Source organism: Micromonospora mangrovicola, from assembly GCF_047200535.1.
Taxonomy (GTDB): Bacteria; Actinomycetota; Actinomycetes; order Mycobacteriales; family Micromonosporaceae; genus Micromonospora.
Map to the genome: position 1 here is coordinate 22710 of NZ_JBJZOG010000041.1, position 25889 is coordinate 48598.

Annotated in this window: 26 protein-coding genes and 1 pseudogene; 20 read left to right on the top strand and 7 right to left on the bottom strand. The window is 72.7% G+C overall.

Annotation, left to right across the window (positions count from 1 at the left end):
• Nucleotides 1-49: 49 nt before the first annotated feature.
• Nucleotides 50-433 (top strand): SCP2 sterol-binding domain-containing protein, encoded by a 384-nt coding sequence (locus ACL02O_RS18055; RefSeq protein ID WP_412819253.1) that lies wholly within the window; start codon nt 50-52, stop codon nt 431-433.
• Nucleotides 430-2469, top strand: a complete 2040-nt coding sequence (locus ACL02O_RS18060) for an amylo-alpha-1,6-glucosidase (RefSeq protein WP_412819254.1) — start codon at nt 430-432, stop codon at nt 2467-2469. Before ACL02O_RS18055 ends, ACL02O_RS18060 begins: the two co-directional genes overlap by 4 nt.
• Before the next feature lie 55 nt (nt 2470-2524).
• On the opposite strand, the gene ACL02O_RS18065 is transcribed toward ACL02O_RS18060, so the two are convergent.
• The 3 genes from ACL02O_RS18065 to ACL02O_RS18075 form a co-directional block, all read right to left on the bottom strand.
• Nucleotides 2525-2953 carry a hypothetical protein gene (locus tag ACL02O_RS18065; protein WP_412819255.1) on the bottom strand — a complete coding sequence of 143 codons (429 nt, stop codon included), beginning with the start codon at nt 2951-2953 and terminating at the stop codon, nt 2525-2527.
• 169 nt (nt 2954-3122) lie between these two features.
• A complete protein-coding gene (locus ACL02O_RS18070) occupies nt 3123-4331 on the bottom strand; it encodes a cation:proton antiporter (RefSeq protein ID WP_412819256.1) in 1209 nt (402 codons plus the stop codon).
• Between the two features lie 7 nt (nt 4332-4338).
• Entirely contained in the window at nt 4339-4839 is a 501-nt protein-coding gene (locus tag ACL02O_RS18075; protein ID WP_412819257.1) for a cation:proton antiporter regulatory subunit, read from the bottom strand.
• Nucleotides 4840-4894: 55 nt separating this feature from the next.
• On the opposite strand from ACL02O_RS18075, the gene ACL02O_RS18080 reads away from it, so the two are divergent.
• The gene (locus ACL02O_RS18080; protein ID WP_412819258.1) at nt 4895-5977 is read left to right on the top strand and encodes a beta propeller repeat protein; all 1083 of its coding nucleotides are present in this window, start codon (nt 4895-4897) and stop codon (nt 5975-5977) included.
• Nucleotides 5978-6085: 108 nt separating this feature from the next.
• Here ACL02O_RS18080 and ACL02O_RS18085 read toward each other — a convergent pair whose 3' ends face one another.
• Nucleotides 6086-6316 carry a winged helix-turn-helix domain-containing protein gene (locus ACL02O_RS18085; RefSeq protein WP_412819259.1) on the bottom strand — a complete coding sequence of 77 codons (231 nt, stop codon included), beginning with the start codon at nt 6314-6316 and terminating at the stop codon, nt 6086-6088.
• 304 nt (nt 6317-6620) lie between these two features.
• Here ACL02O_RS18085 and ACL02O_RS18090 point away from each other — a divergent pair, with 304 nt between their 5' ends.
• The 17 genes and pseudogenes from ACL02O_RS18090 (at nt 6621) to ACL02O_RS18170 (ending at nt 20740) form a co-directional block, all read left to right on the top strand.
• Nucleotides 6621-6908 (top strand): DivIVA domain-containing protein, encoded by a 288-nt coding sequence (locus ACL02O_RS18090; RefSeq protein WP_412819260.1) that lies wholly within the window; start codon nt 6621-6623, stop codon nt 6906-6908.
• Nucleotides 6905-7168, top strand: coding sequence for a hypothetical protein (locus tag ACL02O_RS18095; RefSeq protein ID WP_412819261.1), 264 nt, complete (start codon nt 6905-6907; stop codon nt 7166-7168). The genes ACL02O_RS18090 and ACL02O_RS18095 overlap by 4 nt, the downstream gene beginning before the upstream one ends.
• Before the next feature lie 154 nt (nt 7169-7322).
• Nucleotides 7323-9914 carry an ATP-dependent chaperone ClpB gene (gene clpB, locus ACL02O_RS18100; protein ID WP_412819262.1) on the top strand — a complete coding sequence of 864 codons (2592 nt, stop codon included), beginning with the start codon at nt 7323-7325 and terminating at the stop codon, nt 9912-9914.
• A gap of 131 nt (nt 9915-10045) precedes the next feature.
• Nucleotides 10046-10423: a hypothetical protein gene (locus tag ACL02O_RS18105; RefSeq protein ID WP_412819263.1), complete on the top strand. Its 378-nt coding sequence runs from the start codon at nt 10046-10048 to the stop codon at nt 10421-10423.
• A gap of 56 nt (nt 10424-10479) precedes the next feature.
• Nucleotides 10480-11340: a hypothetical protein gene (locus tag ACL02O_RS18110; RefSeq protein ID WP_412819264.1), complete on the top strand. Its 861-nt coding sequence runs from the start codon at nt 10480-10482 to the stop codon at nt 11338-11340.
• Nucleotides 11341-11420: 80 nt separating this feature from the next.
• Nucleotides 11421-12050 carry a DUF4178 domain-containing protein gene (locus ACL02O_RS18115; protein ID WP_412819265.1) on the top strand — a complete coding sequence of 210 codons (630 nt, stop codon included), beginning with the start codon at nt 11421-11423 and terminating at the stop codon, nt 12048-12050.
• Nucleotides 12051-12052: 2 nt separating this feature from the next.
• Complete coding sequence (locus tag ACL02O_RS18120) at nt 12053-12544, top strand: DUF2617 family protein (protein ID WP_412819266.1); 492 nt, start codon at nt 12053-12055, stop codon at nt 12542-12544.
• On the top strand, nt 12541-12966 hold the full coding sequence (locus ACL02O_RS18125; protein ID WP_412819267.1) for a DUF4247 domain-containing protein: 426 nt from the start codon (nt 12541-12543) through the stop codon (nt 12964-12966). The genes ACL02O_RS18120 and ACL02O_RS18125 overlap by 4 nt, the downstream gene beginning before the upstream one ends.
• 37 nt (nt 12967-13003) lie before the next feature.
• Nucleotides 13004-13426: a DUF350 domain-containing protein gene (locus ACL02O_RS18130; RefSeq protein ID WP_412819268.1), complete on the top strand. Its 423-nt coding sequence runs from the start codon at nt 13004-13006 to the stop codon at nt 13424-13426.
• A complete protein-coding gene (locus ACL02O_RS18135; protein ID WP_412819269.1) occupies nt 13423-14253 on the top strand; it encodes a hypothetical protein in 831 nt (276 codons plus the stop codon). The genes ACL02O_RS18130 and ACL02O_RS18135 overlap by 4 nt, the downstream gene beginning before the upstream one ends.
• Nucleotides 14250-15818 (top strand): polyamine aminopropyltransferase, encoded by a 1569-nt coding sequence (locus tag ACL02O_RS18140; protein ID WP_412819270.1) that lies wholly within the window; start codon nt 14250-14252, stop codon nt 15816-15818. Before ACL02O_RS18135 ends, ACL02O_RS18140 begins: the two co-directional genes overlap by 4 nt.
• A 9-nt stretch (nt 15819-15827) precedes the next feature.
• Nucleotides 15828-16886, top strand: a complete 1059-nt coding sequence (locus tag ACL02O_RS18145) for a hypothetical protein (RefSeq protein WP_412819271.1) — start codon at nt 15828-15830, stop codon at nt 16884-16886.
• Nucleotides 16887-16968: 82 nt separating this feature from the next.
• Complete coding sequence (locus ACL02O_RS18150; protein WP_412819272.1) at nt 16969-17823, top strand: hypothetical protein; 855 nt, start codon at nt 16969-16971, stop codon at nt 17821-17823.
• A 73-nt stretch (nt 17824-17896) separates the two neighbouring features.
• A pseudogene (locus tag ACL02O_RS18155) lies at nt 17897-18508 on the top strand (hypothetical protein); the annotation flags it as partial.
• Between the two features lie 281 nt (nt 18509-18789).
• Entirely contained in the window at nt 18790-19599 is an 810-nt protein-coding gene (locus tag ACL02O_RS18160; protein WP_412819273.1) for an SDR family NAD(P)-dependent oxidoreductase, read from the top strand.
• Nucleotides 19600-19765: 166 nt separating this feature from the next.
• The gene (gene pyrE, locus ACL02O_RS18165) at nt 19766-20305 is read left to right on the top strand and encodes an orotate phosphoribosyltransferase (RefSeq protein WP_412819274.1); all 540 of its coding nucleotides are present in this window, start codon (nt 19766-19768) and stop codon (nt 20303-20305) included.
• Between the two features lie 57 nt (nt 20306-20362).
• On the top strand, nt 20363-20740 hold the full coding sequence (locus tag ACL02O_RS18170; protein WP_007073957.1) for an ArsR/SmtB family transcription factor: 378 nt from the start codon (nt 20363-20365) through the stop codon (nt 20738-20740).
• Between the two features lie 218 nt (nt 20741-20958).
• Here the strand turns inward: ACL02O_RS18170 and ACL02O_RS18175 are convergent, their stop codons facing one another.
• From ACL02O_RS18175 to ACL02O_RS18185, 3 genes are all read right to left on the bottom strand, one after another.
• A complete protein-coding gene (locus ACL02O_RS18175) occupies nt 20959-21738 on the bottom strand; it encodes a DedA family protein (protein ID WP_412819288.1) in 780 nt (259 codons plus the stop codon).
• 172 nt (nt 21739-21910) lie between these two features.
• Nucleotides 21911-24427 carry a polynucleotide kinase-phosphatase gene (locus tag ACL02O_RS18180; protein ID WP_412819275.1) on the bottom strand — a complete coding sequence of 839 codons (2517 nt, stop codon included), beginning with the start codon at nt 24425-24427 and terminating at the stop codon, nt 21911-21913.
• The gene (locus ACL02O_RS18185; protein WP_412819276.1) at nt 24424-25863 is read right to left on the bottom strand and encodes a 3' terminal RNA ribose 2'-O-methyltransferase Hen1; all 1440 of its coding nucleotides are present in this window, start codon (nt 25861-25863) and stop codon (nt 24424-24426) included. The genes ACL02O_RS18180 and ACL02O_RS18185 overlap by 4 nt, the downstream gene beginning before the upstream one ends.
• Between the last annotated feature and the right edge of the window lie 26 nt (nt 25864-25889).

Sequence of the window (25889 nt, forward strand, 5' to 3'; positions counted from 1 at the left end):
GAGCTGTCGGCCTCAGCCGGCGCCGGCGCGAGTGACGAACGGGGAGACGATGTCCGCCTCGATTGAGGAGTTCCTGGACGAGTTGGCCACCCGTCCGGGCACCCAACGACTTGGCAGGGTCACCGGCACGATCCGCTTCGAGCTTGCTGCGAACGGGGCGATCCACCATTGGTTCGTCGACATCTCACTCGGCAAGATCACTGTCTCGCCGGAGGATCGCCCAGCGGACTGCGTCGTCCGAGGCGACAAGGCGTTGCTGGATGCCGCAGCCCAGGGCGAGCGGAACCTCACCTCGGCATGGCTGAGACGCGATCTCGTCGTTGCCGGCCGGGTGGAACTGTTCCGGTTCTTGGAGCGCCTGTTTCCTGGCCCAGCGGCTGCCCGGGACCCGCGCGACCTGGTTGCGTACCTCCCACCCGGAGGACGAGCGTGAGTGACCTTGTGCGCATTCTGGACGGGAACACCTTCGTCGTCACCGACCGGCGTGGGGATGTGCACGCCTCGCCGACCTTTCCGACCGGGCTTTTCTCCTGGGATACCCGGTTCCTGTCGAAGTGGTGCCTGACCATCAACGGCAAGTCGCTCTATTCCCTGTCCCTGGATGATCTTCAGTACTTCCAGGCCCGGTTCTTCCTCGCGCCGGCGGGCGCCACCCACGACTTCGACTCCACCATGTCGATCATTCGTCAGCAGACGATCAACGAGGAGTTCGAGGACCAGCTGACCATCATCAGCCACGGCGACGAGGCGCTCGATCTCGTCGTACGCCTGGACGTGGCCAGCGACTTCGCGGATATCTTCGAGATCCGGCGCCGCCTAAGGAAAAGGGGCGGCTACCACTCCCGGCTCGAAAACGGCTGCCTGTACCTCGGCTACCAGCGGGAGGGCTTCTATCGTGAGGTGGTGGTCAGCTGCGACATCGGCAGCGGGAGGGGCCCGGGCAACTGCCGTAGCGAAGTCGACCTCGACGGGTTGACCGTCACGGGGCGGCTTGAGCCGAAGACGATGTGGAAGCTGACGCTGCGGGCGGCGATGCGCGGCCCGGACGGACAGACCGTACGGGCCAGCCTGAGTGGCGTCCCCCGACGTAGGCCGAGCCTCGCCGAAGACTTGAAGCTGTGGTTCGACAACGCCCCTCGCCTGGAGACGGACCACGAGTCGCTGACCGGGACGTACCGGCGCAGCATCGTCGACCTGGCCGCGCTCCGCTACACACCACTCGTCTCCGCCGGGCTGAGCGTGCCGGCCGCCGGCCTGCCCTGGTTCATGACCGTCTTCGGTCGGGACAGCATCATCACCAGTTTTCAGGCGCTCCCCTTCGCCCCGCAGCTCGCGGAGGCAACCATCTACACCCTCGCCGTCCCGCAGGGCAGCCGACTTGACGACTTCAGGGACGAGGAGCCGGGGAAGATCCTGCACGAGTTCCGCTACGGCGAGAAAGCTGCGTTCGAGGACGAGCCGCACACACCGTACTACGGCTCGGCGGACGCCACCCCGCTCTATGTCGTGCTCATGGACGAGTACGAGCGGTGGACCGGGGACGGCGTTCTCGTGCGCCGGTTCGAGCGGGAAGCGCGAGCCGCGCTGGACTGGATCGACACGTACGGCGACGCGATGGGCAACGGCTACATCTGGTACCAGCGGCGCAGCGCCCCGCGGGGCCTGGAAAACCAGTGCTGGAAGGACTCGTGGGACGGCATCTGCTACCGGGACGGTCAGCTCCCCAGCTTCCCCCGGGCTACCTGTGAACTCCAGGGTTACGCCTACGATGCCAAGATCCGCGGTGCCCGGCTGGCCCGGGAGTTCTGGGGCGATCCCGCATACGCCGAGCGACTGGAACGGGAGGCGGCCGACCTCAAGGAACGGTTCAACCGGGACTTCTGGATCGAGCGAGACGGCTACTACGCCCTCGCCCTCGATGCGAACGGCGGCCAGGTGGACGGGCTTGCGTCGAACATCGGCCACCTGCTGTGGAGTGGCATCGTCGACGAGTCCCGCGCCGAACGGGTCGCGCAGCACCTGATGAGCCCAGAGCTCTTCTCCGGCTGGGGCGTACGCACCCTCGCCACCAACCAGCGCCGGTACAACCCGATTGGCTACCATATCGGCACGGTGTGGCCGTTCGACAACAGTCTGGTCGCCTGGGGGCTGCGCCGCTACGGCTTCGACCGGGAGTCCGGACGGATTGCGGTCGCGATTATCGAGGCGGCCGGCTTCTTCGACGGTCGGCTGCCCGAGGCGTTTGGCGGCTACGAACGCGATCTGACCCGCTACCCCGTGGAGTACCCCACCGCATGCAGTCCACAGGCGTGGAGCGCCGGAACGCCGCTCCTGCTGCTGCGGGCGATGCTCGGGCTCGAACCGGTCGGCGACCAACTGACCAGCCGCCCCGCCCTGCCGGACGGGATCGGCCGCCTGGTGTTGCGCAACGTGCCCGGCCGCTGGGGCCGGCAGGACGTGACCGCCTGAGACACAGCTCGCTGGACCGGCCCGATGCGGCTGCGGCCTCGGGGTCGGGAGCGGCCTAGAGGCGCCGGTTCTCGCGGACCAGGCCGCCTTCGCACCAGTCGCGGTAGACGAAGAGGTCCGGCCGGGCGAGCAGCACCCGGCTGTTGTGCGCCCAGTTGCGCATCAGTTCGTCGCCGGCCCGTTCGGCCTGCTCGACCAGTTTGCGGAAGCGGCGCTTCGGGTGGGCCCGGAAGTTCGTCCGGATGCCGTCGGCCGCGTAGATGTAGAGGCAGTGCAGGGCGAACCGGCGGGCCGGGCAGGCCGGGTCCATGGCCAGCTCGAAGAGCGTCTGCACCAGGTGGTCGCCGGCGACCAGCAGGTCCCAGTCCTGCGGCATCGAGGTCAGCGGTACGGAGTCCGGGTGGTACGCCCACGCCCGGAGCTCCGTCGGCGACGGGTCGACGGGGTTGGCGAAGCCGTGAAACGTCTCTTCCTGCACGCTCACCGGCCAACCTTCCGCTTTCGCCGGCGGGGGCTTTGGCACCCGCGGACCCTGGCTGCTGGGGCGACACGGTAACGCGGTTGCGCAGGTCAGCGGTAGACCTTCCCGGAATCAATTCGGCAACCGATTGCCGGGCCGGGTCCACCGTACGGTGGACCCGGCCCGGCGGCGGTCAGTCCGCGATTCCCGGCGGCACGCGTGGCCGGGCGGCGCCGCGCCGGCGCAGCCAGCGCTTGAACCAGGGCATGTCGGGCAGCCGGGCCAGCATCGGCCCGGTCACCACGGTGATCAGCACGTACGCCGTGGCGAGCGCGGCCAGCTTCGGTTCGACCGGGTACGCGGCGGCGACGGCGAGGCCGGCGATGACGATGGAGAACTCGCCGCGCGGGGTGAGCGCGAAGCCGGCCCGCCAGCGACCGGGCTCGGCGATCCCCGCCCGGCGGGCGGCCAGCCAGCCGGTGAGCAGCTTCGTGCCCATGGTGACCACGGCCAGCGCCAGGGCGGGCAGCAGCACCGGCGGCATGTCCAGCGGGTCGGTGACCAGCCCGAAGAAGACGAAGAACACCGCGGCGAAGAGGTCCCGCAGCGGGGAGAGCAGTTCGGTCGCGTGGTGCGCCACCGGGCCGGAGAGGGCGATGCCGACCAGGAACGCGCCGACCGCGGCGGAGACCTGGAGCTTGGCCGCGATGCCGGCGACCAGCAGGGTCAGGCCGAGCACCCCGAGCAGCAGCGCCTCCGGGTCCTTCGCCGACAGCGCCGCGGAGATCAGGTTCCCGTACCGGATGGCGACGGCCAGCACGACGACCACGGTGAGCACCGCGACGGCGAGCCCGATACCGCCTTCGACCAGGCTGACCCCGGCGAGCAGCGCGGTCACCAGCGGCAGGTAGAAAGCCATCGCCAGGTCCTCGATGACCAGCACGGAGAGGATCACCGGGGTCTCCCGGTTTCCGATCCGACCGAGGTCGCCGAGCACCTTGGCGATCACGCCGGAGGAGGAGACCCAGGTGACCCCGGCGAGCACCGCGCCGGCCACCCAGCCCCAGCCGAGCAGGAGGGCGAAGGCGAACCCGGGCAGCGCGTTGAGCACCGCGTCGATCAGGCCGGCCGGGGCCGCCGAACGGAGGTTGCCCACCAGTTCGTTGGCGCTGTACTCGAGGCCGAGCATGACCAGCAGCAGGATCACGCCGATCTCCGCGCCGACCGCGAAGAACTCCTCGCTGGCGTTCAGCGGCAGCAGGCCGCCGTGGCCGAAGGCGAGCCCGGCGAGCAGGTAGAGGGGGATGGGCGAGACGCCGACCCGACGGCTGAGCCGGCCGAGCAGGCCGAGCAGCAGCAGCAGCGCGCCGACCTCGACGAGCAGAGTCGTGGTTTCGTGCATCCGCGCCTCAGCCGTCCGGGTCCGTCTCGGCGAGGATCGCGGTCACCCCGTCGAGCCCCTGCCGGGTGCCGACCACGACCACCACGTCACCGGCGGCGAAGCGGAAGGTGGGATCGGGCGAGACGATCACCTCGCCGTCCCGGAGCACGGCCACGATGGACGCGCCGGTGCGGGTCCGGGCCTGGGTGTCGCCCAGCCGCTTGTTGACGTACCGGGTGCCGGCCGGGATCGCGATCTGCTCGGTGAGCAGCCCGGCGGCCTGCTCGCGCAGCCCGGAGAGCTGGCTGAGCATCAGCGACGCGCCGAGGATGTCGGCCAGCGCCTCCGCCTCGTCGTCGGTCAGCGGGATGTCGTGCTGACAGGAGTCGGGATCGTCCGGGTCGTAGAGGACCAGGTCCCGGCGGCCACTGCGGTGGGAGACCACGCCGAGCCGGCGGCCGGATTCCGTCATCAGATCGTGACGTACGCCGATCCCCGGTAGGGCAGTCTGTTCGACACGTACTCGCACCCAGGTGAGGGTACCCTCCGTTGGAGGCGTCATGGACCGGCGAACAAGTCGCAAGATGATCTTCTTGCTGCTCCTGCCCGCCCTGGTCAGCTGCTCGATCGGAGACGTCCGCCGGCCGCCGCCGAGCCGGGCGTCCACGTCGCCCCGGCCGGCCGGCGCCGCGCCGGCGCCGCGACCGGTCGCCGACGTCGACGAGGTACGCCACGTCGCGGTCGCCGTCGCCGAGCGGTACGACCCGCCGCACGTCGAGTTCGTCGACGCCGAGCAGGCGTACGCCCTCTTCGCCACCTGCGACGGCCGGCCGCCGGGGCGGCAGTGCCCGGCGCTGCTCTTCGCCTCCCGGGACGGTGGCCGGTCCTGGCGGGCGCTGCCGCATCCCCGCCCGGTGGCCGAGGACCAGCAGCTCTACGCCCCGAACGGCCTGCTGGTCCTGGGTGCCGAGCCGTTCGGCTGGTACGCCTCGACCGACGGCGGCGCCACCTTCACCCACTACCCGGGGATCGCGCCGCCGCCCGGGCTGACCGGGCCGGACGGCCGGTTCCAGGTGACCGACGAGGGTGGCGGCCGGGTGGCCCGGTGGGACGGTCGGCGGCTGCGCCCGCTGCCCGTCCAGCCCGGCCTGCCCCGGGTACAGGACGTGGCCGACGCCGGTGCCCTGCTGGTGGCGGCCGGTGCGGACGACGCCGGCCGCCCGTACGCGGCGGTCTCGGCCGACCACGGCGGTAGTTGGCAGCGGACGGCGGTGCCGGCGCCGGAGGGCGCGGTCGGCGTGGTCCGCCCGGTGCGCGCGCCCGACGGTGAGCTGTGGCTGGTCGGGGAGCGGCCGGACCGGACCCGCTTCCCGGCGCTGTGGCGCTGGCTGGGCCGGTGGCAGCCGGTCCCGGCGGACGGCCACCCGGACCGGATCCGGTCGGCGGTGCCGGTGGGTGCCGGGCGGGTGGCGGTGACCGGGCCGGACGGGGTGGGCATCGTGGTCGACGGCCGGTACGAGGAGGTGGCCTGGCCGGTCGGGCCGGAGCACCACCTGCACCTGTTGAGCGACGGGACGCTGCTGGCCCGCGCGTCGGACGAGATCGTGCTGGCCGTGGGGCCGGTCGGGCACCGGCGGTGGATCAGGTTGATCCTGACCGGGAGCTGACGGAGGTCCCGCTGACCGATGGCAGCTCGACGGCGGGCTCGGGGCAACTTTTGGGTGGTGGCTTCCTTTGAAGCTGAATCGCTTGCGCCGTCAGTCCGAGCGCCGAGATCAGGAAGCAGGGTCCCGGGGAGTGACGTAGATGCCTTTGCCCTGGTGACCCTCGACCAGGCCTTCCGCTTGCAGAATCAACAGCGCCGAGCGGACCGGCTCCGCGGAGACTCCGTAGTGTGCGATCAGCTCACGCAGGGACGGGAGCTTGTCGCCCGGGGCGTACTCGCCCGAGGCGATCTTGTCTCTGATGTCCTGTGCGATTCGCTGGCGGTCGGAAACTCGGGGCATGGCGGCGACTCCTGGTAGGCCCCAAGATCTTCCCACGCGCGAGACCGCTCAGCCAACACTTCGCGTGCCTAGCATGGTCACTCCTTGTCATTGCATGCTTTGCATTGTATGTTGCCTATGCGGATGCCTTCGGCGGAACGCCTGGTAGGCAAACCGGCCCCCCGGTTGGCACCGCCACCGGCACGACTGGTCACGGGCGGGGCCAGTCGTGCCCTCCCGCTGCCCTCGCAGGTGAATCGGAAGAAGGGACCGAATCATCGTGCGCAACCTGCTACGTCCACTGCTGCGGCGTAAAGCCGGCCCGGTGACGAGACCAGGTCCATCCAACCAGCCGCCCGGCGGCGCATACCGTTCCAAGTCGTACCTCCCGCTGCGGCCGTGGCAGGTGCGGAGTCGGACGTTCGCGACCCGCAGGAAGGGCCTGGATCCGGTCGAGGTCGCCGCGTTCCTCGAACGGGTGGCCGGTGACCTCGCTGCCGCGTACGCCGAGGTTGCTCGGAACCGGGACGAGGTGGCCCGGATCAAGGGCGCGCTCCGCGAGTGGCAGTCCCGCCAGGCTTCCGCCATGCGTGACCTGGCCAGGCGTTCGTGACCGGGCGGTACGTCATCCACCTGCCGGTGCGCGCGGCTGACCTGGCTCGGGCGAAGATGCTCGGCCGGACGGCGGGCCGGTCGCTGGCCTTCCTCGCCGCCGTGGACCTCGGCGGGATCAGCGTCTCGACCGAGGACAACCAGTGCGTACGCCACTGGGTGTTCTGCGACCGCAAGCTCGACGGCGGCCGGCGTTGCGTCCTGCGCGCCGACCACGAGGCACCCTGCACCGCACGCTTGCCCCGGCGGCCGGGTCGGTGATGGCCTGAACGACTCAGCTCCAAAGGCCGCGTGCCCTCCATCCGGACCGGCGTCATGATCCGATAGTGATCGGCGTCACACCCGTGGAGTTGAGCGGAATAGACTCAACTCTGGTTGTGTCCTTCCTAGTGGACACGCCGATCCGGGGGAGCCCATGAACACGGAACGACTCACCACCAAGAGCCGCGAAACCATCACCGGTGCCGTCGCGCTGGCGAACCAGCGCGGTCACGCCACCGTGGAGCCCTGGCACCTGCTGCTGTCGCTGCTGGACACCGAGGGTTCGACCGCCGCCGGCCTGCTGCGCGCCGTCGGCGCCGACCCGGCCGGACTGCGCCAGGCCGCCCAGCGCGCGGTCGACGCCCTGCCCGCCGCGCGCGGATCCAGCATCGCCGAGCCGACCCTGGCCCGCGAGTTCGTCAACGCCATCGGCGCCGCCGAGCAGATCGCCCGGCCGCTGGGCGACGAGTACACCTCCACCGAGCACCTGCTCGCCGGCCTGGCCCGGGTGGGTGGCGCGGTCTCCGTCGCGCTGAAGAACGCCGGCGCCACCGAGGAGAACCTGGTCGCAGCCTTCCCCACGGTCCGGGGCGGCGACCGGCGGGTCACCACCGCCGACCCGGAGCAGACCTACCAGGCCCTGGCCAAGTACGGCGTGGACCTGACCGCCAGCGCCCGCGACGGGAAGATCGACCCGGTCATCGGGCGCGACTCGGAGATCCGCCGGGTGATCCAGGTGCTCTCCCGGCGAACCAAGAACAACCCGGTGCTGATCGGTGAGCCCGGCGTCGGCAAGACCGCCATCGTCGAGGGCCTCGCCCAGCGCATCGTCGCCGGGGACGTGCCCGAGTCGCTGCGGGACAAGAAGCTGGTCTCGCTGGACCTCGGCGCGATGGTGGCCGGCGCGCAGTACCGCGGCCAGTTCGAGGAGCGGCTGAAGTCCGTGCTGGAGGAGATCAAGAACTCCAACGGCCAGGTCATCACCTTCCTCGACGAGCTGCACACCGTCGTCGGCGCCGGCAAGGGCGAGGGCTCGATGGACGCCGGCAACATGCTCAAGCCGATGCTGGCCCGCGGCGAGCTGCGGATGGTCGGTGCGACCACGCTCGACGAGTACCGCGAGCACATCGAGAAGGACCCGGCGCTGGAGCGCCGCTTCCAGCCGGTGCTGGTCGGCGAGCCCACCATCGAGGACACCATCGGCATCCTGCGCGGCCTCAAGGAGCGCTACGAGGTGCACCACGGCGTACGGATCACCGACGCCGCGCTGGTCGCCGCCGCCTCCCTGTCGGACCGCTACATCACCGACCGGTTCCTGCCGGACAAGGCGATCGACCTGGTTGACGAGTCCGCGTCCCGGCTCCGGATGGAAATCGACTCCCGGCCGGTCGAGGTGGACGAGATCGAGCGGGCGGTGCGCCGGCTCGAGATCGAGGAGATGGCGCTGGCCAAGGAGCCCGACGCCGCTTCCGCCGAGCGGCTGGAGCGGCTGCGCAAGGAGCTGGCCGACAAGCGGGAGCAGCTCACCGCGCTCTCCGAGCGCTGGCAGCTGGAGAAGAGCCACATCACCAAGCTCTCCACCGCCAAGGAGGAGCTGGAGCGGCTCGGCGGCGAGGCCGAGCGGGCCGAGCGCGACGGCGAGCTGGAACGCGCCGCCGAGCTGCGGTACGGCCGGATCCCCGCGCTCAAGGCCGAGCTGACGCAGGCCGAGGAGGAGCTGGCCCGGCTCCAGGCCGACGGCGCGATGCTCAAGGAGGAGGTCGGGGCGGACGACATCGCCGCCGTGGTCGCCTCCTGGACCGGCATCCCCGCCGGCCGGCTGCTGGAGGGCGAGACCGCCAAGCTGCTCCGGATGGAGGAGTCGCTGCGGTCCCGCGTGGTCGGCCAGTCCGAGGCGGTCGCCGCGGTCTCCGACGCGGTCCGCCGAGCCCGGGCCGGCGTCGCCGACCCGGACCGCCCGACCGGCAGCTTCCTCTTCCTCGGCCCGACCGGCGTCGGCAAGACCGAGCTGGCCAAGGCGCTCGCCGAGTTCCTCTTCGACGACGAGCGGGCCATGGTCCGCATCGACATGAGCGAGTACGGCGAGAAACACTCCGTCGCCCGCCTGGTCGGTGCCCCGCCCGGCTACGTCGGCTACGAGGAAGGCGGCCAGCTCACCGAGGCGGTGCGCCGCCGGCCGTACTCGGTGGTCCTGCTGGACGAGGTGGAGAAGGCCCACCCGGACGTCTTCGACGTGCTGCTCCAGGTGCTCGACGACGGCCGGCTCACCGACGGCCAGGGCCGCACCGTGGACTTCCGCAACGCGATCCTGATCCTCACCTCCAACCTCGGGTCGTCGGTGATCAGCGACCTGACACTGGCCGAGGAGCAGCGCCGGGAAGGGGTCCTCGCGGTGGTCCGGTCGCACTTCAAGCCGGAGTTCCTCAACCGCCTCGACGACATCGTGGTGTTCGCCGCCCTCCGGGGCGACGACCTGCGGGCCATCGTGGACATCCAACTGATGCGGATGCGCCGCCGGCTGGCCGACCGCCGGCTCGGACTGGAGATCACCGAGGCGGCCCGGACGTGGCTCGCCGAGCACGGGTACGACCCGATCTACGGGGCCCGCCCGCTGCGCCGGCTGGTCCAGTCGGCGATCGGCGACCAGCTCGCCAAGGCGCTGCTGGCCGGCCAGATCCGCGACGGCGACACGGTCAAGGTCGACCTGGCCGACACCAAGGAGTCCCTGACCGTCAGCGCCGCCTGACCGCCCCGGCCGGGGTCCCGCGCCACGCGGGAACCCGGCCGGTCCCGGTCCACGGGTGGACCGCGGCGGCCGGCGACGAGAACTCTTTGATCAGCGGGATGAGCGGCCGTCAGGCGGGGCACTAGGGAGGCATGTTGGGGATCGGGAAGAAGGACAAGGAACTGGACGCGGCCGTCAAGGAGCTCGCGAACGCGGACACGCTCGCGTTCGGCGGAGTGGGGATCGCTTCGCAGATCCTGCCCGCCACCGAGGCGTACCGGTATGTCGAGCGGGCGCTCGGCGAGCACCCGGCGGAGGCCCGCAAGAAGGTCGACTGGCTGATCAAACACGGGTCGCCGGCCGGGAAGGCGTACGCGGCCACGTTGCTGGACCGGGTCGACCCGTCGGCGGGCCGGGCGGCCTGGGAGCGGCTGCACGACGACGACGCCGAGTTCACCACGTTCAGCGGGTGCGTGATGGGCCGCGCCACCCTGCGCGACTACGCCGCGGAGCGCCTCGCCGGGGAGTGACCGGTGCGGCCCGAAACGGGGCAGCGGAAAACGACGGGGATCCGTACCTTTCCGCCATGACCTCTCCCGAAGCCGCGCCGGCCCGAGCCGACCGGCCCGGCGCGATCACCGTCGCCTACTGGCTCCAGCTCGCGACGGTGGTCGTCCTGCTCGCCGTCGTCTGCGCCGCGGTCATCGAGGCGGTGCGCTACAACGCGCTGATCGACGACGTGCTCCGGCAGGTGCCCGACGCCGACCCGACCGAGGTGTCCGAGGAGCGGAGCGGCAACCTCTTCATGGCGCTCTTCATCGGCGTCCCGGCGCTGCTGCTCGCGGGCTGGCTCGCCGCCACCGCGCTGCCGCTGCGCCGGCGCAGCAACGTCGCCCGGATCCTGGTCTTCGTCGCCGCCGGCGTGCAACTGCTGCTCTGCCTCGGGCAGGGTTGCGGCGGCCTGATGATCCCGCTCGCCTTCTTCGCCGGAATGGGTGACCCGGGGTACGACTCGTCCGGCGGCGACCTCCCCGACGACGGCGGCGACTGGCGGCCGTCGGAGTTCCTCGACACCCTCTACGCGCGCGGGGACAGCATGCAGGCGGTGACCGCGGTGGTCGCCGGCATCGGGATCCTGCTGGTGCTGGCGCTCACCGTGGCCGTGGTGGTGCTGCTCCTGCTTCCCGAGTCCCGCCGCTGGTTCCGAGGGGATTCCGCGATGCCGGCCGCCGGTCCGTGGCCGGCGTTCGGCTACGGCTACGGCTACGGACCGGCCCAACCGCAGCCGGGTCAGCCCGGCTGGGTGGCGCTGCCACCGGGCTACCTGATCTGCCCCGACCCGGCCCTGCACATCGCTCATCCGCCCACCTACCCGACGGCGCCCGTTCCCACCGGCGCGGACGCCACCGAGCCGCCACCCGCCGACGACCGGGCCCCACGTAGCTGACCGCTCACTCAGCGAGTGGGACTTCGGCGCACGTGCGTCGGGTTGTTACCGTCTCCGCCGACGCACGTGGGGAGGCGGCCGTGGACGGAAACTTGGCGTACCTGGTGGCGGGACTGGGGTGCCTGCTCGGGGTGGCTGGCGTGGTGATCGCCGTGGTGGCGTTGAGCCGGGCGCGGTCCGCGCCGCGCCCGCAGGCCCCCGGCGACCCGTTCCGCGACCGCGACGCCGACGCGCTGCGCGGCGACCCCCGCAAGCTCAAGCCGGGCGACATCGTGGAGATCCGCCAGGTGTCGTACACCGTGCGCGGCTCGGTGCACCTGGTCGAGGGCGGCTGGAGCTGGGCCGAGCACCTGCTCGACGACGCCGGCGGGGTCAAGCGCTGGCTCTCCGTCGAGGAGGACCCCGACCTGGAGCTGGTGCTCTGGGCGAGCGAGCCGGCCGCCTCCCTCACGCCCGGGGCGCCGACCCTCGAGATCGCCGGCCGCAGCTATCACTGGGACGAGTCGGGCCAGGCGAGGTACACCGCCACCGAGGGCACCGGCCTCGACCCGCGCGGCACCATGCGCTACCACGACTACCAGGCGCCCGGCGGGGCCCGGCTCTCCTTCGAGGCGTACGGGGAGGCCGGCTGGGAGGTGAACCTCGGCGAGAAGCTGCACCGCGCCGAGGTGATGATCTACCCGCAGGGCGGCCCGGAAAAGGTGTCCTGAGCGTGCTGGTCGACCTGGACGCCCCGTACGTCGACACCCGCGCCGCCGACCTGAGCCTCAGCCTGGGCGGCCCGGAACGCCCCGCGCTGCACGTGCGCGAGGTGACCCTGCCCGACGGCCTGCGGCTGCGGCTGCGTCTGCTCGGCGCCTCGCACCAGGTGGTCTGCGGCGACCTGACCGAGACCGTCGCCTGCCTGCCCGGACGCCCGCCGCACCTGCCCGGCACGCTGCACGACGACAGCGCCGGCTACCGGTTCACCGCCACCGTGCTCCGGCCCGCCGGGGACGGCCTGCGCACCCGGGTCGCCGCGCTCCGCGCCGAACTGGCCGACGACCCGTACGCCGTGGTCGGCGTCTTCCCCGGCGACGTCGACGCGGTCACCGCGCTCGCCGTCCGCCCCGACCCGCCGGACGGCGCGGTGGCCTGGCGCACCTGGCACGCGTACCCCCAGACCAACGAACTGGTCCTGACCGAAACGGTGGTGACCCGATGACGTACCGACGGTGGTTCGTGGTGGGCGTTGCGTTCGCGGTGATCGGGGCCGTGGTGGCGGGATTTGCCATCTTCTACGGCAACTTCTCCCCGCGCGGCTACGTGGCGGACCACTTCCGGCGGGACGCCAGCCGGGACATCGGTTCCCAGGCGCTCGCCTACACGACGGACAGGACGCCGAGCCAGGTGTCGAAGCAGATCACCGATGTCTGGCAGCCGGCGGACCAGTACGTCGACGGCAGCGGTGTCTACCTGCGCTACAACGACGACTCGGTGGTGATCCTGCCGATCGCCGCCGGCTCGGTGATCCTGCTGGAGCGGATGAGCACCGCGTACCCGCGCTACCACTCCCGGGTGGGCAACCACTGGGGCTGGGGCCGGGGCAGCACGGTCCGCGGCGGCGGACCCGGCGCCGGCAAGTGACCTGACCCCTCCCACCTGACGAATCCTGGAGTCCCCTGTGCAGACGCTGGTCACCGATCTGCTGGTCACGCTCGCCTACGGCGTGGTCGGTGTCGCCCTGATGGCCGTCGGCTACGTCCTGGTCGACGTCGCCACCCCCGGCAAGCTCCACGAGCTGATCTGGGTCGGGCGCAACCGCAACGCCGCGTTGCTGCTCGCCTCGAACCTGGCCGGCGTCGGCACCATCGTGGTCGCCGCGATCGCCGCCAGCGCGGACGACTTCGCCCTCGGCCTGATCGGCGCGGCCGCGTACGGCATCCTCGGCCTGGTCATCATGGCGGCGTCGTTCCTGCTGCTCGACCTGGCCACCCCCGGCAAGCTCGGGGAGATCCTGGTCGACCCGGAACCGCACCCGGCCGTCTGGGTCTCCGCCGTCGTGCACCTCGCCACCGGCGCGATCATCGCCGCGGCGATCAGTTGAGGTCCGGTAGCCAGCGGCGCCCGGCCGGCAAGCGGTCCGGCCCGCTCACCGGGCTGCTCGTGGTCCTGCTGGTCGGCCTCGGCCTCGGCGGCGGCATCGGCCCGGCCGGTCCGGCGGCCGCGTCGGCCGGCGGGCAGGCGCTCACCACCGGCGTCCCGGCCCCCGCGACCGAGGAACGGGCCGGCACCGTGCCGATCCTGCACGCGGCCTTCACCAGCCAGGGCATCTGCTACGGCTGGCGGCTGCGGGACACGTACGACGTGGTCAGCGTCGGTTCGAACCTCGGCGACGGGACGGCGGTCAAGGACGCGCCGGAGTGCCCGCGCTGGATCGAGGTCGACGCGGACGTGACCTACACCCCGGAGAGCAGCGAGGCGTCCGACTCCGCCATCGTCCAGGCGGCGGGGTCCGCCGACATCGACCCCGCCGACCTCGCCGACATCGAGCGGGGGCTGGAACGGTTCGGGCTGGACGAGGCGACCTTCGTCGACGACCCGGGCTGGGCGGTCACCCGGGCCGCCACGATGCTGCCCCTGCTCGCCGTCGAGGCCGGGTTGGCCGCGCCGGCCGCCGCTCCGAGCGTCGACCCGACCGCCTCGGCAAGCCCGCTGCCGGATGCCGGCAGCGATTTCTGGCGGGACCGTTGGGGTTGGCTGGTCGCCGCGGTCGGGCTGCTCCTGCTCGCCACGCTCTTCATCGCCGCGGGTGCGGTGCAGCGCCGCCGGGAGCACCGGGTGACGGTGCCTGCGCAGCGCGCCGGCACGCACACCGGGACGGACCACCCGGCTGCGACGGAAGCCGCCGGGCGTACCCGGGAGAAGGAATGACCACCGACGCGCCGGCACGGCCGGCATGGCGGGCCGCCCGCGCGGCGGTCCTGCTCGCGGTCTTCGTCTGCGCCGCCTGCGGCCTGGTGTACGAGCTGGCGCTGGTCGCCCTCGGCAGCTACCTGATCGGCGACGCGGTCGGCCAGGCGTCGATCGTGCTCGGCGTGATGGTCTTCGCGATGGGCGTCGGCGCCCTCGTCGCGAAGCCGTTGCAGTCCCGCGCCGCCGCCGCGTTCGCCGCGATCGAGCTGACCCTCGCCCTGCTCGGCGGCCTCTCCGTGCTCGCCCTCTACGCCGCCTTCGCCTGGCTCGACCTGTACGTGCCGGCCCTGGTCGGCACCGCGTTCGTGCTCGGCCTGCTGATCGGCGCGGAGATCCCGCTGCTCATGGTGCTGCTGCAACGCATCCGGGAGCAGTCCGCCGGCAGCGCGGTGGCCGACCTGTTCGCCGCCGACTACGTGGGTGCGCTGCTCGGCGGGTTGGCCTTCCCGTTCCTGCTCATCCCGGTCTTCGGGCAGCTCAAGGGCGCGCTGGTGGTGGGCGCGGTGAACGCCGTCGCCGGCCTCGCGCTGGTGTTCACGGTCTTCCGGGCCGACCTGCGCCGCCGCGCCCGGCTCGCGCTCGGCGCCGGATCCGTCGTGGTCGCCCTATGCCTCGGGTACGCCTGGGTCACCGCACACGACTTCGAGGTGACCGCACGGCAGCAGCTCTACCGGGATCCGGTGGTGCACGCCGAGCGCAGCCGCTACCAGGAGATCGTGCTGACCCGGTCGGCGCGGGAGATCGGTCACGCCGACACCGACCTGCGGTTGTTTCTCAACGGCGACCTCCAGTTCAGCTCGATCGACGAGTACCGGTACCACGAGTCGCTGGTCCACCCGGCCATGAACGGGCCGCACGGCGAGGTGCTGGTGCTCGGCGCCGGGGACGGGCTGGCGCTGCGGGAGATCCTCAAGTACCCGGACGTGCGCCGGGTGACCCTGGTCGACCTCGACCCGGCCGTGGTGCGGCTGGCACGGACCGAGCCGCAGCTGCGCGACCTCAACCGGAACTCGTTCGCCGACCCCCGGGTCCGGGTGCTCAACCTGGACGCGTTCGGCTGGCTGCGGAGCGCCAGGGACCGCTTCGACGTGGTGGTCGCCGACCTGCCGGACCCGGACGAGACCGCCACCGCCAAGCTCTACACCGTCGAGTTCTACGCGCTGATCCGCTCGGTGCTCACCCCCGGCGGGCGGGTGGTGGTGCAGGCCGGGTCGCCGTACTTCGCGCCCCGGTCGTACTGGTCGATCGAGCGTTCGGTGCGCGAGGCCGGCTTCGCCACCGTGCCTTACCACGTGGACGTGCCGAGCTTCGGCGACTGGGGGTTCGTGCTCGCCACGCCGGGCGGCACCCCGCCGGCGTTGGCGCTGCCCGCCGGCGCGCCGCCGCTGCGCTTCCTCACCCCGTCGGTGCTCGCCGCGGCGGCCACCTTCCCCGCCGACCGGGCCCGGCTGGACGTGCCCGCGTCCACGTTGTTGCAGCCCAGGCTGCTGGAGTACGAGCGGATGGAGTGGCGCGGCTACTAGTTTCGGGGCATGGTGCCCGGATCGCCCCGTCGCGGCGGCGCCCGGAACCTCGGGTGGCTGCGCCGGCGGCTCCCGAGCCGGGCGATCGACGCGGCCGCGTACCTCCAGGCGTTCGTCCTCTCCGGGGTGGTCACCGTGCTCGCCCTGCGGGCGTACCTCCAGGCCACCGGGTACCCGCAGCTCGGCGGGGGCGGGCTGCACATCGCCCATGTGCTCTGGGGCGGGCTGCTGCTGGCCGTCGGGCTCGGCGTCGCGCTGGTCTTCCTCGGCGGCGGGGCGCGGACTGCCGGGGCGATCATCGGCGGGATCGGTTTCGGGCTCTTCATCGACGAGGTGGGCAAATTCGTCACCGCCCGGACCGACTACTTCTACGCCCCGGCCGCGGGCATCATCTACGGCGCGTTCGCCCTGCTCGTCCTGCTCACCCAGGCGGTACGCGGCCGGATGCGGCTGACCCCGGACGAGCGGATCGCGAACGCCCTGGACATGATGCTCGGCGGGGTGCCGGGCGGGCTCACCGACCGGCGGCGGATCGCCGTGCTCCGCCTGGTTCAGGGCGCCGGTCCCACCGTCGAGGCGGCGATGGTGCAGCTGCTCGACGCGGTGCCCCGGCGTGAGCCGCCCCCGGTCCGGTTCTGGCGGCGCGCGGCGGACCGGGCCCGGCGGCTCGCCGCCTGGGTGGCCGCCCGGCGGTGGCTGGTCTGGCCGGTGGTCGTCTACCTGGTGGTGGGGCCCGTGGTCACCGTGGTCTCCGTGGCGCTCGCCGGGGTCACCGGCGAACTGGACCAGCGGCGGGAGTGGGGCGCGGTGCTCGGCAGCTCGGTCGCCGCGCTGATCACCGCCGTGCTGAGCGTACGGGCGGCACTGCGGCTGCGCGGCGACCGGCTGGACGCGTTCCGGCTGTTCAAGCTGGCCCTCCTGGTCGACCTCCTGTTCGGGCAGATCTTCAACTTCACGGTCAACCAGTTCGGCGCGGTCTTCGCGCTCCTGTTCGACCTGTTCCTGCTCGGCGTGGTCACCGCCGAGCACCGCCGGCTGCGCCGGGAGGCGACGCTGTACCGCCGGTGAGTGGTGGCGGATCCCGCCGACCTCCCCTGCCGATCCGGCCACGGCTGGTTACGGTGGTCGTGCTGTCCAGGAGAGGAGAATCATGGTCGATGCCTCCGCAACGCCGGCCCGCGCCCGCCCGGGCGTGGTGACGACATCCAGTTGGCTGCTCATCCTCGTCGCCGCCATCCAGGTGGTGAACCTGATCCTGACGATTGCCACCATCGGCACGGTCCGGAACGTCCTCCGGGACGCCTACCGGGGCACCTCGGTCGAGCAGGCGGCCGACTTCGCCTGGGTGTTCGGACTCGTCGGGGCCGTGCTCACGCTGCTGCTCGCGGCCGCGCTCGTGGTCCTCGCCCTGATGAACAACCGGGGCCGCAACGGCGCCCGGATCACCACCTGGGTGCTGGGCGGGATTCTGATCTGCTGCTCCGGCGGCAGCCTGCTCAACAACGCGGCCGGCGGCCTGGTGAACGGCGGCCCCACCAACGGGGACGTGCCGAGCGGGCAGGAGATCCAGCGCCGACTCGAGGAGGCGCTGCCCGGCTGGTACGGCCCGGTCAGCACGCTGCTCGGTGTGGTCGCCCTGCTCGCCCTGCTGGCCGCCCTGATCCTGCTGGCGCTGCCCGCGGCCAACGACTTCTTCCGCCGGTCGAAGCAGCCGGTGTGGGAGCCGCCCGTGCCGGGTGCCACCTGGCCGGGTCACCCGCAGGCACCCGGGTACCCGTCCGAGCCGGGCTACCCGCCGGCCCCCGGATATCCGCCGGCCCCCGGATATCCGCCGGCCCCCGGATATCCGCCGGCTCCTGGCCAACCGGGTCAGCCGGGCCAGCCGCCGGCAGCCGGCCAGCCGCCGACGCCGGGCGAGGGTGCTCCTCCCGGGCCGTCCGACCGGCCCGGTTCGGCGCCCGAGTCGGGCGAGCGGCGGGAATCCGAGCCGCCATCCGGAAGTTGACTGCCCGGATAAGAGCGACGCCGACGATCCCTCCGAGTAGGTTGCAAGCCGACGCCTACCGGAGGGATTCGTCGTGTCGTACCCCGTTCAGGCCGCGCCCCGCCGTCCGGGGGCGGTCGTCTCGGCGGCGGCGCTGCTGCTGCTGATGGCGGTCGGCGCCGTCGGGTACGCGGTCGCCGGCCTGGCCGTTATCGGCGGCACGGTGAGCCGCTTCCGGGACGCGGCGAGCGCCACCGGCGCCGGGCAACGCGAGATCGACGAGGTGGTGTCGGCGCTGCGGGGCACCACGGCGTTGTCCACCGTGGTCGGTGTGGTGGCGGGGCTGGTGCTGGTCGGGCTCGCTCTCGGCCTGCTCTCGGGCCGCCCCGGTGCCCGGGTGGCCACCTGGGTCGTCGCGGGACTCGGCCTGTTCTGCGGTTGCTGCGGCCTGGCGGTGCTGGTCGGCCAGCGGGCGGCCCCGTTGCAGGTCGGCGCCGACGGCAGGGCCACCGCGGAGCTGTTCGGCCGGCTCGGCGACGCGTATCCGGACTGGTGGATCCCGGTCAACGCCGCCGTGGCGGTGGCGCAGGTGCTCGGCTACCTGGTGGTCGCGGCGTTGCTGATCCTCCCGGCGGCCGGGGCCTTCTTCGGCCGCCGCCCCGCCCCGGCCGCCGCCCCCGGCTACGGTCCGGCGTCCGCGCCGCCGGCCCCTGGTTACGGCCCCTCGTCCGCGCCGCCGGCTCCTGGTTACGGCCCCTCGTCCGCGCCGCCGGCCCCTGGTTACGGCCCCTCGTCCGCGCCGCCGGCTCCTGGTTACGGTCCGGCGTCGGCGCCGCCCGCCCCGGGGCCGGCCGCTCCGGCGTCGTCGCCCTGGGCGCCGCCGCCGGGTCCGCCGCCGCCCCCGCCCACGACCCCGCCCGTTCCGCCTGCCGGCCCGCAGCAGTCCACGCCACCCTCCGGCCCGACACCGCCCCCCGAGGACCGCACGTGACCGACGCAGCACATCTCTCACCGCGCCGCGCCCTGATCACCGGGGCCAGTCTGGGCATCGGCGAGGCGTTCGCCCGCCGGCTGGCTGCCGACGGTTGGGATCTGATCCTGGTGGCCCGGGACGCCGGTCGGCTGGACGCCATCGCTGCCGAGCTGACCGGTCGGTACGGCCACCGGATTGAGACGATCTCCGCCGATCTGTCCACCGACGACGGCTGCGCCGCGGTGGAGCGGCGGTTGGTCGCCGATCCCCCGGTCGACATGCTGGTGAACAACGCCGGGATCAGCCTCAACACCCCGTTCGTCCGGTCCACCGTCGAGGATGAGGCACGCCTGCTCCGGTTGAACGTGCTGGCGGTGCTGCGGCTGACCCACGCGGCGCTCCGGCCGATGATCGAGCGCGGCGTTGGGACAGTGATAAATGTCTCTTCGGTTGCGGGTTTCGGCGTACCGATGCCGGGTTCGACCTATTCGGCCAGCAAGGCGTGGGTGACGAATTTCAGTGAGTCGATCGGCCTCTCGGTGGCCCCGCTCGGCGTCCGGGTGATGGCGCTCTGTCCCGGCTACACGCGTACCGGCTACCACGAGCGGGCCGGCATCGACATGACCGGTACTCCGCGCTGGCTCTGGCTGCGGGCCGCCGACGTGGTCGACGAAGGCCTGCGTGACCTGCGGAAAGGCAAGCTGGTCAGCGTGCCGAGCTGGAAGTACAAGCTGGCCGTCGCGGGCCTGCGGCACGCGCCGCGGCGGCTGCTGCGCAGCGTCGCCCGGGACACTCGAGGCCGCGTCGGGCGGGGCGACGACTGACCGTCGGTCGACCGGGGCGGGCGTCCCGTCGACGGGATCGGCGTCCGTCGGTGCCGGTTGTGGTCGCACAGCGTAGTCGGATATAGCCAGCCGTCGGTCGCCCTCAGGGTTGACCCGGGTGGACCCGGCAGCCGGCTCCCAGACTTGCGCAGTACGCTCTATCGACATGGGGGACCACGACGACCTGCGTAAATTCATCACCGACCTGGCTGTGGTCCATGGCCGTGTGGTGCTCTCCTCGGGACGTGAGGCGGACTGGTACGTCGATCTGCGGCGCGTCACGCTCCATCACCGGGCGGCACCATTGGTCGGTCGGGTGATGCGTGACCTCACCGCCGACTGGGAGTACGACGCGGTCGGTGGGCTGACCCTCGGGGCCGATCCGGTCGCCGCCGCGATGCTGCACGCCTCGGCCGAGACCGACCGACCGCTGGACGCCTTCGTGGTCCGGAAGGCGGGCAAGGCGCACGGCCTCCAGCGGCGTATCGAGGGGCCGGACGTCGCCGGTCGGCGGGTGCTGGCGGTTGAGGACACCTCGACGACCGGCGGCAGCGTGTTGACCGCCGTCGAGGCATTGCGCGAGGCCGGGGCCGAGGTGGTGGGTGTGGCGGTTATTGTTGATCGAGGCGCCGGCGTCGCTGTGCGAGCCGCCGGACTGCCGTATCGGGCGGCCTATACGTTGGCTGACCTCGGCCTTGTGGCGTAAAAGTTTGCCGATTCGGATCTGCTGATATGCAGGCGGATCGATGCTGCTGGTGGAAGGATGGAATACGTGGGAACTGCGTTGGCTGAAATGACCATGCCTCAGATCTCGCCGCTTGCCGGCGAGCCGATCGAACGTGCCGATGCCGAGCGTCTCGCCGGGGTCCTCAAGGCCCTCGCCGACCCCGCCCGGCTGCGGCTGCTCAGCCTGATCCAGTCGGCGCCCGAGGGCGAGGCGTGCGTGTGTGACCTCACCGCGCCGCTCGGCCTCTCGCAGCCGACGGTCAGCCACCACCTGCGCATCCTCACCGAGGCCGGCTTGCTGGAGCGGGAGAAGCGTGGGGTCTGGGCGTACTACCGGCTGGTGCCGACCGCGATCGCCACGATCGCGGATCTGCTGACCCCGCCGCGCAAGCGGGCCACCAAGAAGGCCCGCTGAAACCGGAGCTGCCCGAGATCCGGGTCGGTGTCCGGGGCCCGTGGCGCGCTGAGCCCGGGTGGCCGTAGGCCGCCTCGACCGAGCGCGGCACCGGGCGGCGTGCAGGGGTGGCGCCACCACCGGACGGTGACGGCTGCCCGTCATCCGTACCACCGACAGGTCGACAGGTCGACGATGGCCGGCCCCCCGGGAGGGGGCCGGCCATCGTCGTACCCGGGTCAGTGGCCCTGGTGCGGGCCGTGCCGGCGGTGGTCGTCGCCCTCGATCGCGTCCCGCACCGCCTCGACCGCGCCGGCCGCGCTGGCCGCCGCGACCACCGTGGCCGCCTCGCCGCGCTTGCGCGCCCGCCGGTCGCGGAGGAACTCGAAGAAGATCGGCAGCACCGAGATCAGGATGATCACCGCGACCACCGGCAGGATGTACCGGTCGATCTTGTCGCCGATCGCGTTGTAGATCTGGTCGGCCAGCAGGTAGCCGATCAGCAGGATGCCGTCCACCCAGAGGAACGCCCCGACCACGTTCCACACGAAGAACTGCCGGGCGGGCATGCCGAGCACGCCGGCGACCGGGTTGAGGAAGGTCCGCACGATCGGGATGAACCGGGCCAGCACCACGGCCTTCGCCGGGCCGAACTTCTGGAAGTAGTGCTCGGCCTTCTCCACGTACTCCCGCTTGAACAGGCGGGAGTTGGGGCGGTCGAACATCCGCCGGCCGTACCGGGCCCCGAGCCAGTGCCCGAGCTGCGCCCCGGCGATCGCGCAGAGTGGGCCGCCGATCAGCAGCCTGGCCAGCGACAGCCGGGTGCCGGCCCCGAAGATCGCGTCGGCGACCGGCGAGGCGGCCACGCCGGCCAGGAAGAGCAGCGAGTCGCCCGGGAAGAAGAAGCCGACCAGCAGGCCGGTCTCGGCGAAGAGGATCGCCCAGACCCCGATCATCCCGAAGGTGTGGATCAGGTCCTTCGGGTCGAGCGGGTTCAGAGCGACATTCTCGGAGATCATCCGGGTCTTCTCAGCTGTGTCCACGGCCACAAAGGGTACCCGGGCCTGCCCCGCCCGCGCGCCGGGCCGGCCGCCCTGGCCGGCACCCGAAGTCGCACTTTCCCGGAAAGAGTGGCTGTCGGGCGTAGAACAGCCACTCTTTCCGGGAATCAGCGCGACTGGGGGTGGAGGGTCAGAGGCGGGGGTCGACCGGTTCGGACTCGCAGGCGAGAATCGCGAAGACCAGCTCGTGGCGGCGCCAGAGCGGGGCGTCCTCGGCCAGGGCGTCCAGCGCGGCCAGGCCGAGGCCGTGCTCGCGCAGCGCGAGGCCGCGCTTGCGACCCAGCGACCGCTTGCGCAGCGCGGCGAGCTGGCCCGGCTCGGTGTACCCGGGACCGTAGATGATCCGCAGGTACTCCCGGCCCCGGCACTTGATCCCCGGCTGGAGCAGCGACCCCTTCGGCGCGCGGGCGGCCAGCCCGGCGTACGGCTTCACCACCATGCCCTCGCCGCCGGCCGCGGTCAGCGCCAGCCACCAGTCGACCGCCGCCGCCACCGCCGCCCCGTCGGCCAGGTCGACCACCTGGCGGCGGGTCGGGGTGAAGAACTCCGGATCCGCCGCGCAGAGCCGGTCGGCCAGCGCCAGGTGCCACCCGTGGTAGCGGTCCGCGTAGCTCGCCCCGGCCCCGGCCAGCACGGCGAACGGCGCCAGGGTCACCCCGCGCAGCCCGTCGGTCGGCCCGACGTAGGCCCGGTACGCCGCCGAGTACGCCTCGACCTCGGCGCCCCGGTCGGCCATCCGGCCGCGCAGCTCAGCCACCGGCAGCCCCCGGCCGGCGGCGGCGTCCAGTGTGGCGAGCACCGCCGGCAGAGCGGCCCGGCCAGCCGCGCCGACCCCGGCGTACTGCTCGCGGATCAGGCCGCCCGCCTTCGCCGACCAGGGCAGCAGCTCGCAGTCGAGCAGCAGCCAGTCGGTGTCCAGCTCGGCCCAGAGACCGGCCGTGGTGACCGCGGCGCGGACCCGGGCCAGCAGCTCGTCGTCGAGCGGCGGCCCGAAGAACGGCCGGCCGGTGCGGGTGTGCACCGCCCCGCCCGCGAACCGCCCCGGTTCCCGCTCCACCAGCACCACGGCCCGGGAGCCCATGTGCTTCTCCTCGCAGACCACCCGCTCGACGCCGGCCGCGCGGTAGTCGGCGAACGCCTGCTCCGGGTGCTCCAGGAACCCGTCCACCGTCGAGGTCGAGCAGGGCGCCATGGTGGGCGGCAGCCACACCAGCCGGCCCGGGTCGAGCGCGTACCGGCTCATCACCTCCAGCGCGGCGGCGGCGTTCTCCGCCGGCACGGTCAGCGTCCCGTACGCGTGCGCGAGGTGCCGCCGCCCGGTCACGTCGGCCAGGTCCAGCACGGTGTCCGGGCGGGCCGGCGTCGGCGCGACCAGCGGGCGGGCCGGGGCATACCACTCCTTGACCGCCGGGACGGCGACCAGCTCCTTCTCCGGGTAGCGCAGCGCGGTCAGCTTGCCGCCGAAGACGCAGCCGGTGTCGAGGCAGATGGTGTTGTTCACCCACTCCGGCTCCGGCGTCGGGGTGTGCCCGTACACGACCATCGCCGAGCCCCGGTAGTCGCGCGCCCACGGGTAGCGGACCGGCAGGCCGTACTCGTCGGTCTCGCCGGTGGTCTCCCCGTACAGCGCGAACGACCGCACCCGCCCGGACGTGCGGCCGTGGTACGCCTCCTTCAGGCCCGCGTGCGCCACCACCAGCCGGCCGCCGTCCAGCACGTAGTGGCTGACCAGGCCCTCGATGAAGGACGCCGCCCCGGCCACGAAACCCGCCGGCTCCGCCGCCAGCTGGTCCATCGTCTCGGCCAGGCCGTGGGTGAGCCGCACGTCCCGGCCGCGCAGCTTGCGCAGCAGCTTCTGCTCGTGGTTGCCCGGCACGCAGATCGCGTGGCCGGCCGCCACCATGCCCATCACCAGGCGGAGCACGCCGGGGGAGTCCGGGCCGCGGTCCACCAGGTCACCCACGAAGACCGCGGTACGCCCGGCCGGGTGCACCGCGTCGACCGGGCGGCCCGCGTCATCGCGGTGCAGGGCGTAGCCCAGCCGGAGCAGCAGCGCCTCCAGCTCCTCCCGGCAGCCGTGCACGTCACCGACGATGTCGAACGGCCCGGTCAGCTCCCGCCGGTCGTTGAACAGCTTCTCGTAGCGGATCTCCGCAGCGTCGATCTCCTCGACCCCGCGCAGCACATGCACCTTGCGGAAGCCCTCCCGGGCCAGCCGCCCGTACGACTGCCGCAGGTCGCGCTGCATCCGGGTGAGCACCTGCCGGCCGTGGGTCCGGTCGGCGCGGGCCCGCGTCCGCTCCCAGGCCAGCGCCTCCGGCACGTCCAGCACGATGGCCACCGGCAGCACGTCGTGCTCGCGGGCCACCTTGACCAGCGCGGCCCGGGCGTGCGGCTGGAGGTTGGTCGCGTCGACCACGGTCAGCCGGCCCCGGCGCAGCCGGATCCCGGCCACGTGGTGCAGCGCGTCGAACGCGTCGGCGGAGGCCGACTGGTCGTTCTCGTCGTCGGCCACCATCCCCCGGAAGGTGTCCGAGGAGAGCACCTGGCTGGGCCGGAAGTGCCGGCGGGCGAAGGTGGACTTGCCGCAGCCGGAGACGCCGACCAGCGCCACCAGGGCGAGCTCGGGGATGTCCAGGGTGGTCATGCGGTCTCCTCCTTCCGGGTCAGCACGGCGAGCTGCGTGGGGCTGCCCACCTCAGGGTCGTCGTCGCCGACTCCGGCGAGGGTGGCGGTGTAGCCGTGGGCCGTCGCCACCCGCTCGACCCAGGCCGCGAACTCGGCCCGGGTCCATTCGAACCGGTGGTCGGCGTGCCGGAACCGGCCCGCGCCCAGCCCTTCGTAGCGGACGTTGTATTCCGCGTTCGGGGTCGTCACCACGACCGTGGCGGGCCGGGCGTGCCCGAACACCGCGTCCTCCAGCGCGGGCAGCCGGGGCGGGTCGACGTGCTCGATCACCTCCATCAGCACCGCGGCGTCGTAGCCGCGCAGCCGGTCGTCCCGGTAGGTCAGCGCCGACTGCCACAGCTTGATCCGGTCCCGCTGCCGCTCCGGCAGCCGGTCCAGCCGCAGCCGCCGGGCGGCCAGGGCCAGCGCCTGGCCGGAGACGTCGGTGCCGACGATCTCGGTGAGCCGCCGGTCGGCGACCAGCGCGGTGAGCAGGGCCCCGCCGCCGCAGCCCAGGTCCAGCACCCGCGTCGCGCCGCTGTCCCGCAACGCCGCCAGCACCGCCGCACGCCGGCGTACGGCCAGCGAGGCGCGCTTCTCGTCCTTCTCCTCCGGCGGCCCGGTCTGCTCCACGCTGTCGTCGGCGGGCGGCTCGTCGGCCAGCCGCAGCTCGGCCAGGCGGGCCAGCGCCGCGCCGGCGAGGGCCCGGCGGTGCGCCAGGTAGCGGCGGGTGATCAGGTCGCGTTCCGGGTGGTCGGCCAGCCAGCCGGCGCCGGCCCGGAGCAGCTTGTCCACCTCGTCCGGGGCCACCCAGTAGTGCTTGGCGTCGTCCAGCACCGGCAGCAGCACGTACAGGTGGTTGAGGGCGTCGGCGAGCCGCAGCGTCCCGGTCAGCGTCAGGTCGACGTACCGGCTGTCGCCCCACTCCGGGTACGCCTCGTCCAGCGGGATCGGGCTGGCCGTCGCCGTCCAGCCCAGCGGGGCGAAGACCCGTACCGCCAGCTCGGCGCCGCCGCGGCAGCGCAGCACCGGCACCCGTACCTCCAGCGGGATCGCGGTGGCGGCGAGCTCCGGCCGGTCCCGCGACTCGCCGCGCAGCGCCGACCGGAACACCTTGGCCAGCGCCGACGAGAGCAGGCTGGACGCCGCGTACGGGCGGTCGTTGACGTACCGGCCGAGGGTGAAGCTGTCCGGGGTGGCCACCTGGGCCCGCCCCCGGCCCCGGCCGCCGCCCAGCTTCAGCGGGTCGACCTCGACCAGCAGCGCCGCCGTGCACCGCTGCTCCGCCGCCTCGGGATAGAGCACGTGCGCGGTACCGGCGGGCAGGTCGAAGCTCTGCACGCGGTCCGGGTGCTTGACGAGGAGGTGGCCGAGGTCGGTCGCGGGACGGTGGGTCGTGGTCAGGGTCAACAGCACCTGTCGATGGTGTCAGTCCCATCGAT

Bases quoted from the DNA above. Each gene is read 5' to 3' on its own strand.
- ACL02O_RS18055 (WP_412819253.1), top strand. From the start codon at position 50: ATGTCCGCCTCGATTGAGGAGTTCCTGGACGAGTTGGCCACCCGTCCG.
- ACL02O_RS18070 (WP_412819256.1), bottom strand. From the start codon at position 4,331: ATGCACGAAACCACGACTCTGCTCGTCGAGGTCGGCGCGCTGCTGCTG.
- ACL02O_RS18080 (WP_412819258.1), top strand. From the start codon at position 4,895: ATGATCTTCTTGCTGCTCCTGCCCGCCCTGGTCAGCTGCTCGATCGGA.
- ACL02O_RS18085 (WP_412819259.1), bottom strand. From the start codon at position 6,316: ATGCCCCGAGTTTCCGACCGCCAGCGAATCGCACAGGACATCAGAGAC.
- clpB (WP_412819262.1), top strand. From the start codon at position 7,323: ATGAACACGGAACGACTCACCACCAAGAGCCGCGAAACCATCACCGGT.
- ACL02O_RS18105 (WP_412819263.1), top strand. From the start codon at position 10,046: ATGTTGGGGATCGGGAAGAAGGACAAGGAACTGGACGCGGCCGTCAAG.
- ACL02O_RS18110 (WP_412819264.1), top strand. From the start codon at position 10,480: ATGACCTCTCCCGAAGCCGCGCCGGCCCGAGCCGACCGGCCCGGCGCG.
- ACL02O_RS18125 (WP_412819267.1), top strand. From the start codon at position 12,541: ATGACGTACCGACGGTGGTTCGTGGTGGGCGTTGCGTTCGCGGTGATC.
- ACL02O_RS18140 (WP_412819270.1), top strand. From the start codon at position 14,250: ATGACCACCGACGCGCCGGCACGGCCGGCATGGCGGGCCGCCCGCGCG.
- ACL02O_RS18145 (WP_412819271.1), top strand. From the start codon at position 15,828: ATGGTGCCCGGATCGCCCCGTCGCGGCGGCGCCCGGAACCTCGGGTGG.
- ACL02O_RS18150 (WP_412819272.1), top strand. From the start codon at position 16,969: ATGGTCGATGCCTCCGCAACGCCGGCCCGCGCCCGCCCGGGCGTGGTG.
- pyrE (WP_412819274.1), top strand. From the start codon at position 19,766: ATGGGGGACCACGACGACCTGCGTAAATTCATCACCGACCTGGCTGTG.
- ACL02O_RS18170 (WP_007073957.1), top strand. From the start codon at position 20,363: ATGGAATACGTGGGAACTGCGTTGGCTGAAATGACCATGCCTCAGATC.
- ACL02O_RS18175 (WP_412819288.1), bottom strand. From the start codon at position 21,738: ATGATCTCCGAGAATGTCGCTCTGAACCCGCTCGACCCGAAGGACCTG.
- ACL02O_RS18180 (WP_412819275.1), bottom strand. From the start codon at position 24,427: ATGACCACCCTGGACATCCCCGAGCTCGCCCTGGTGGCGCTGGTCGGC.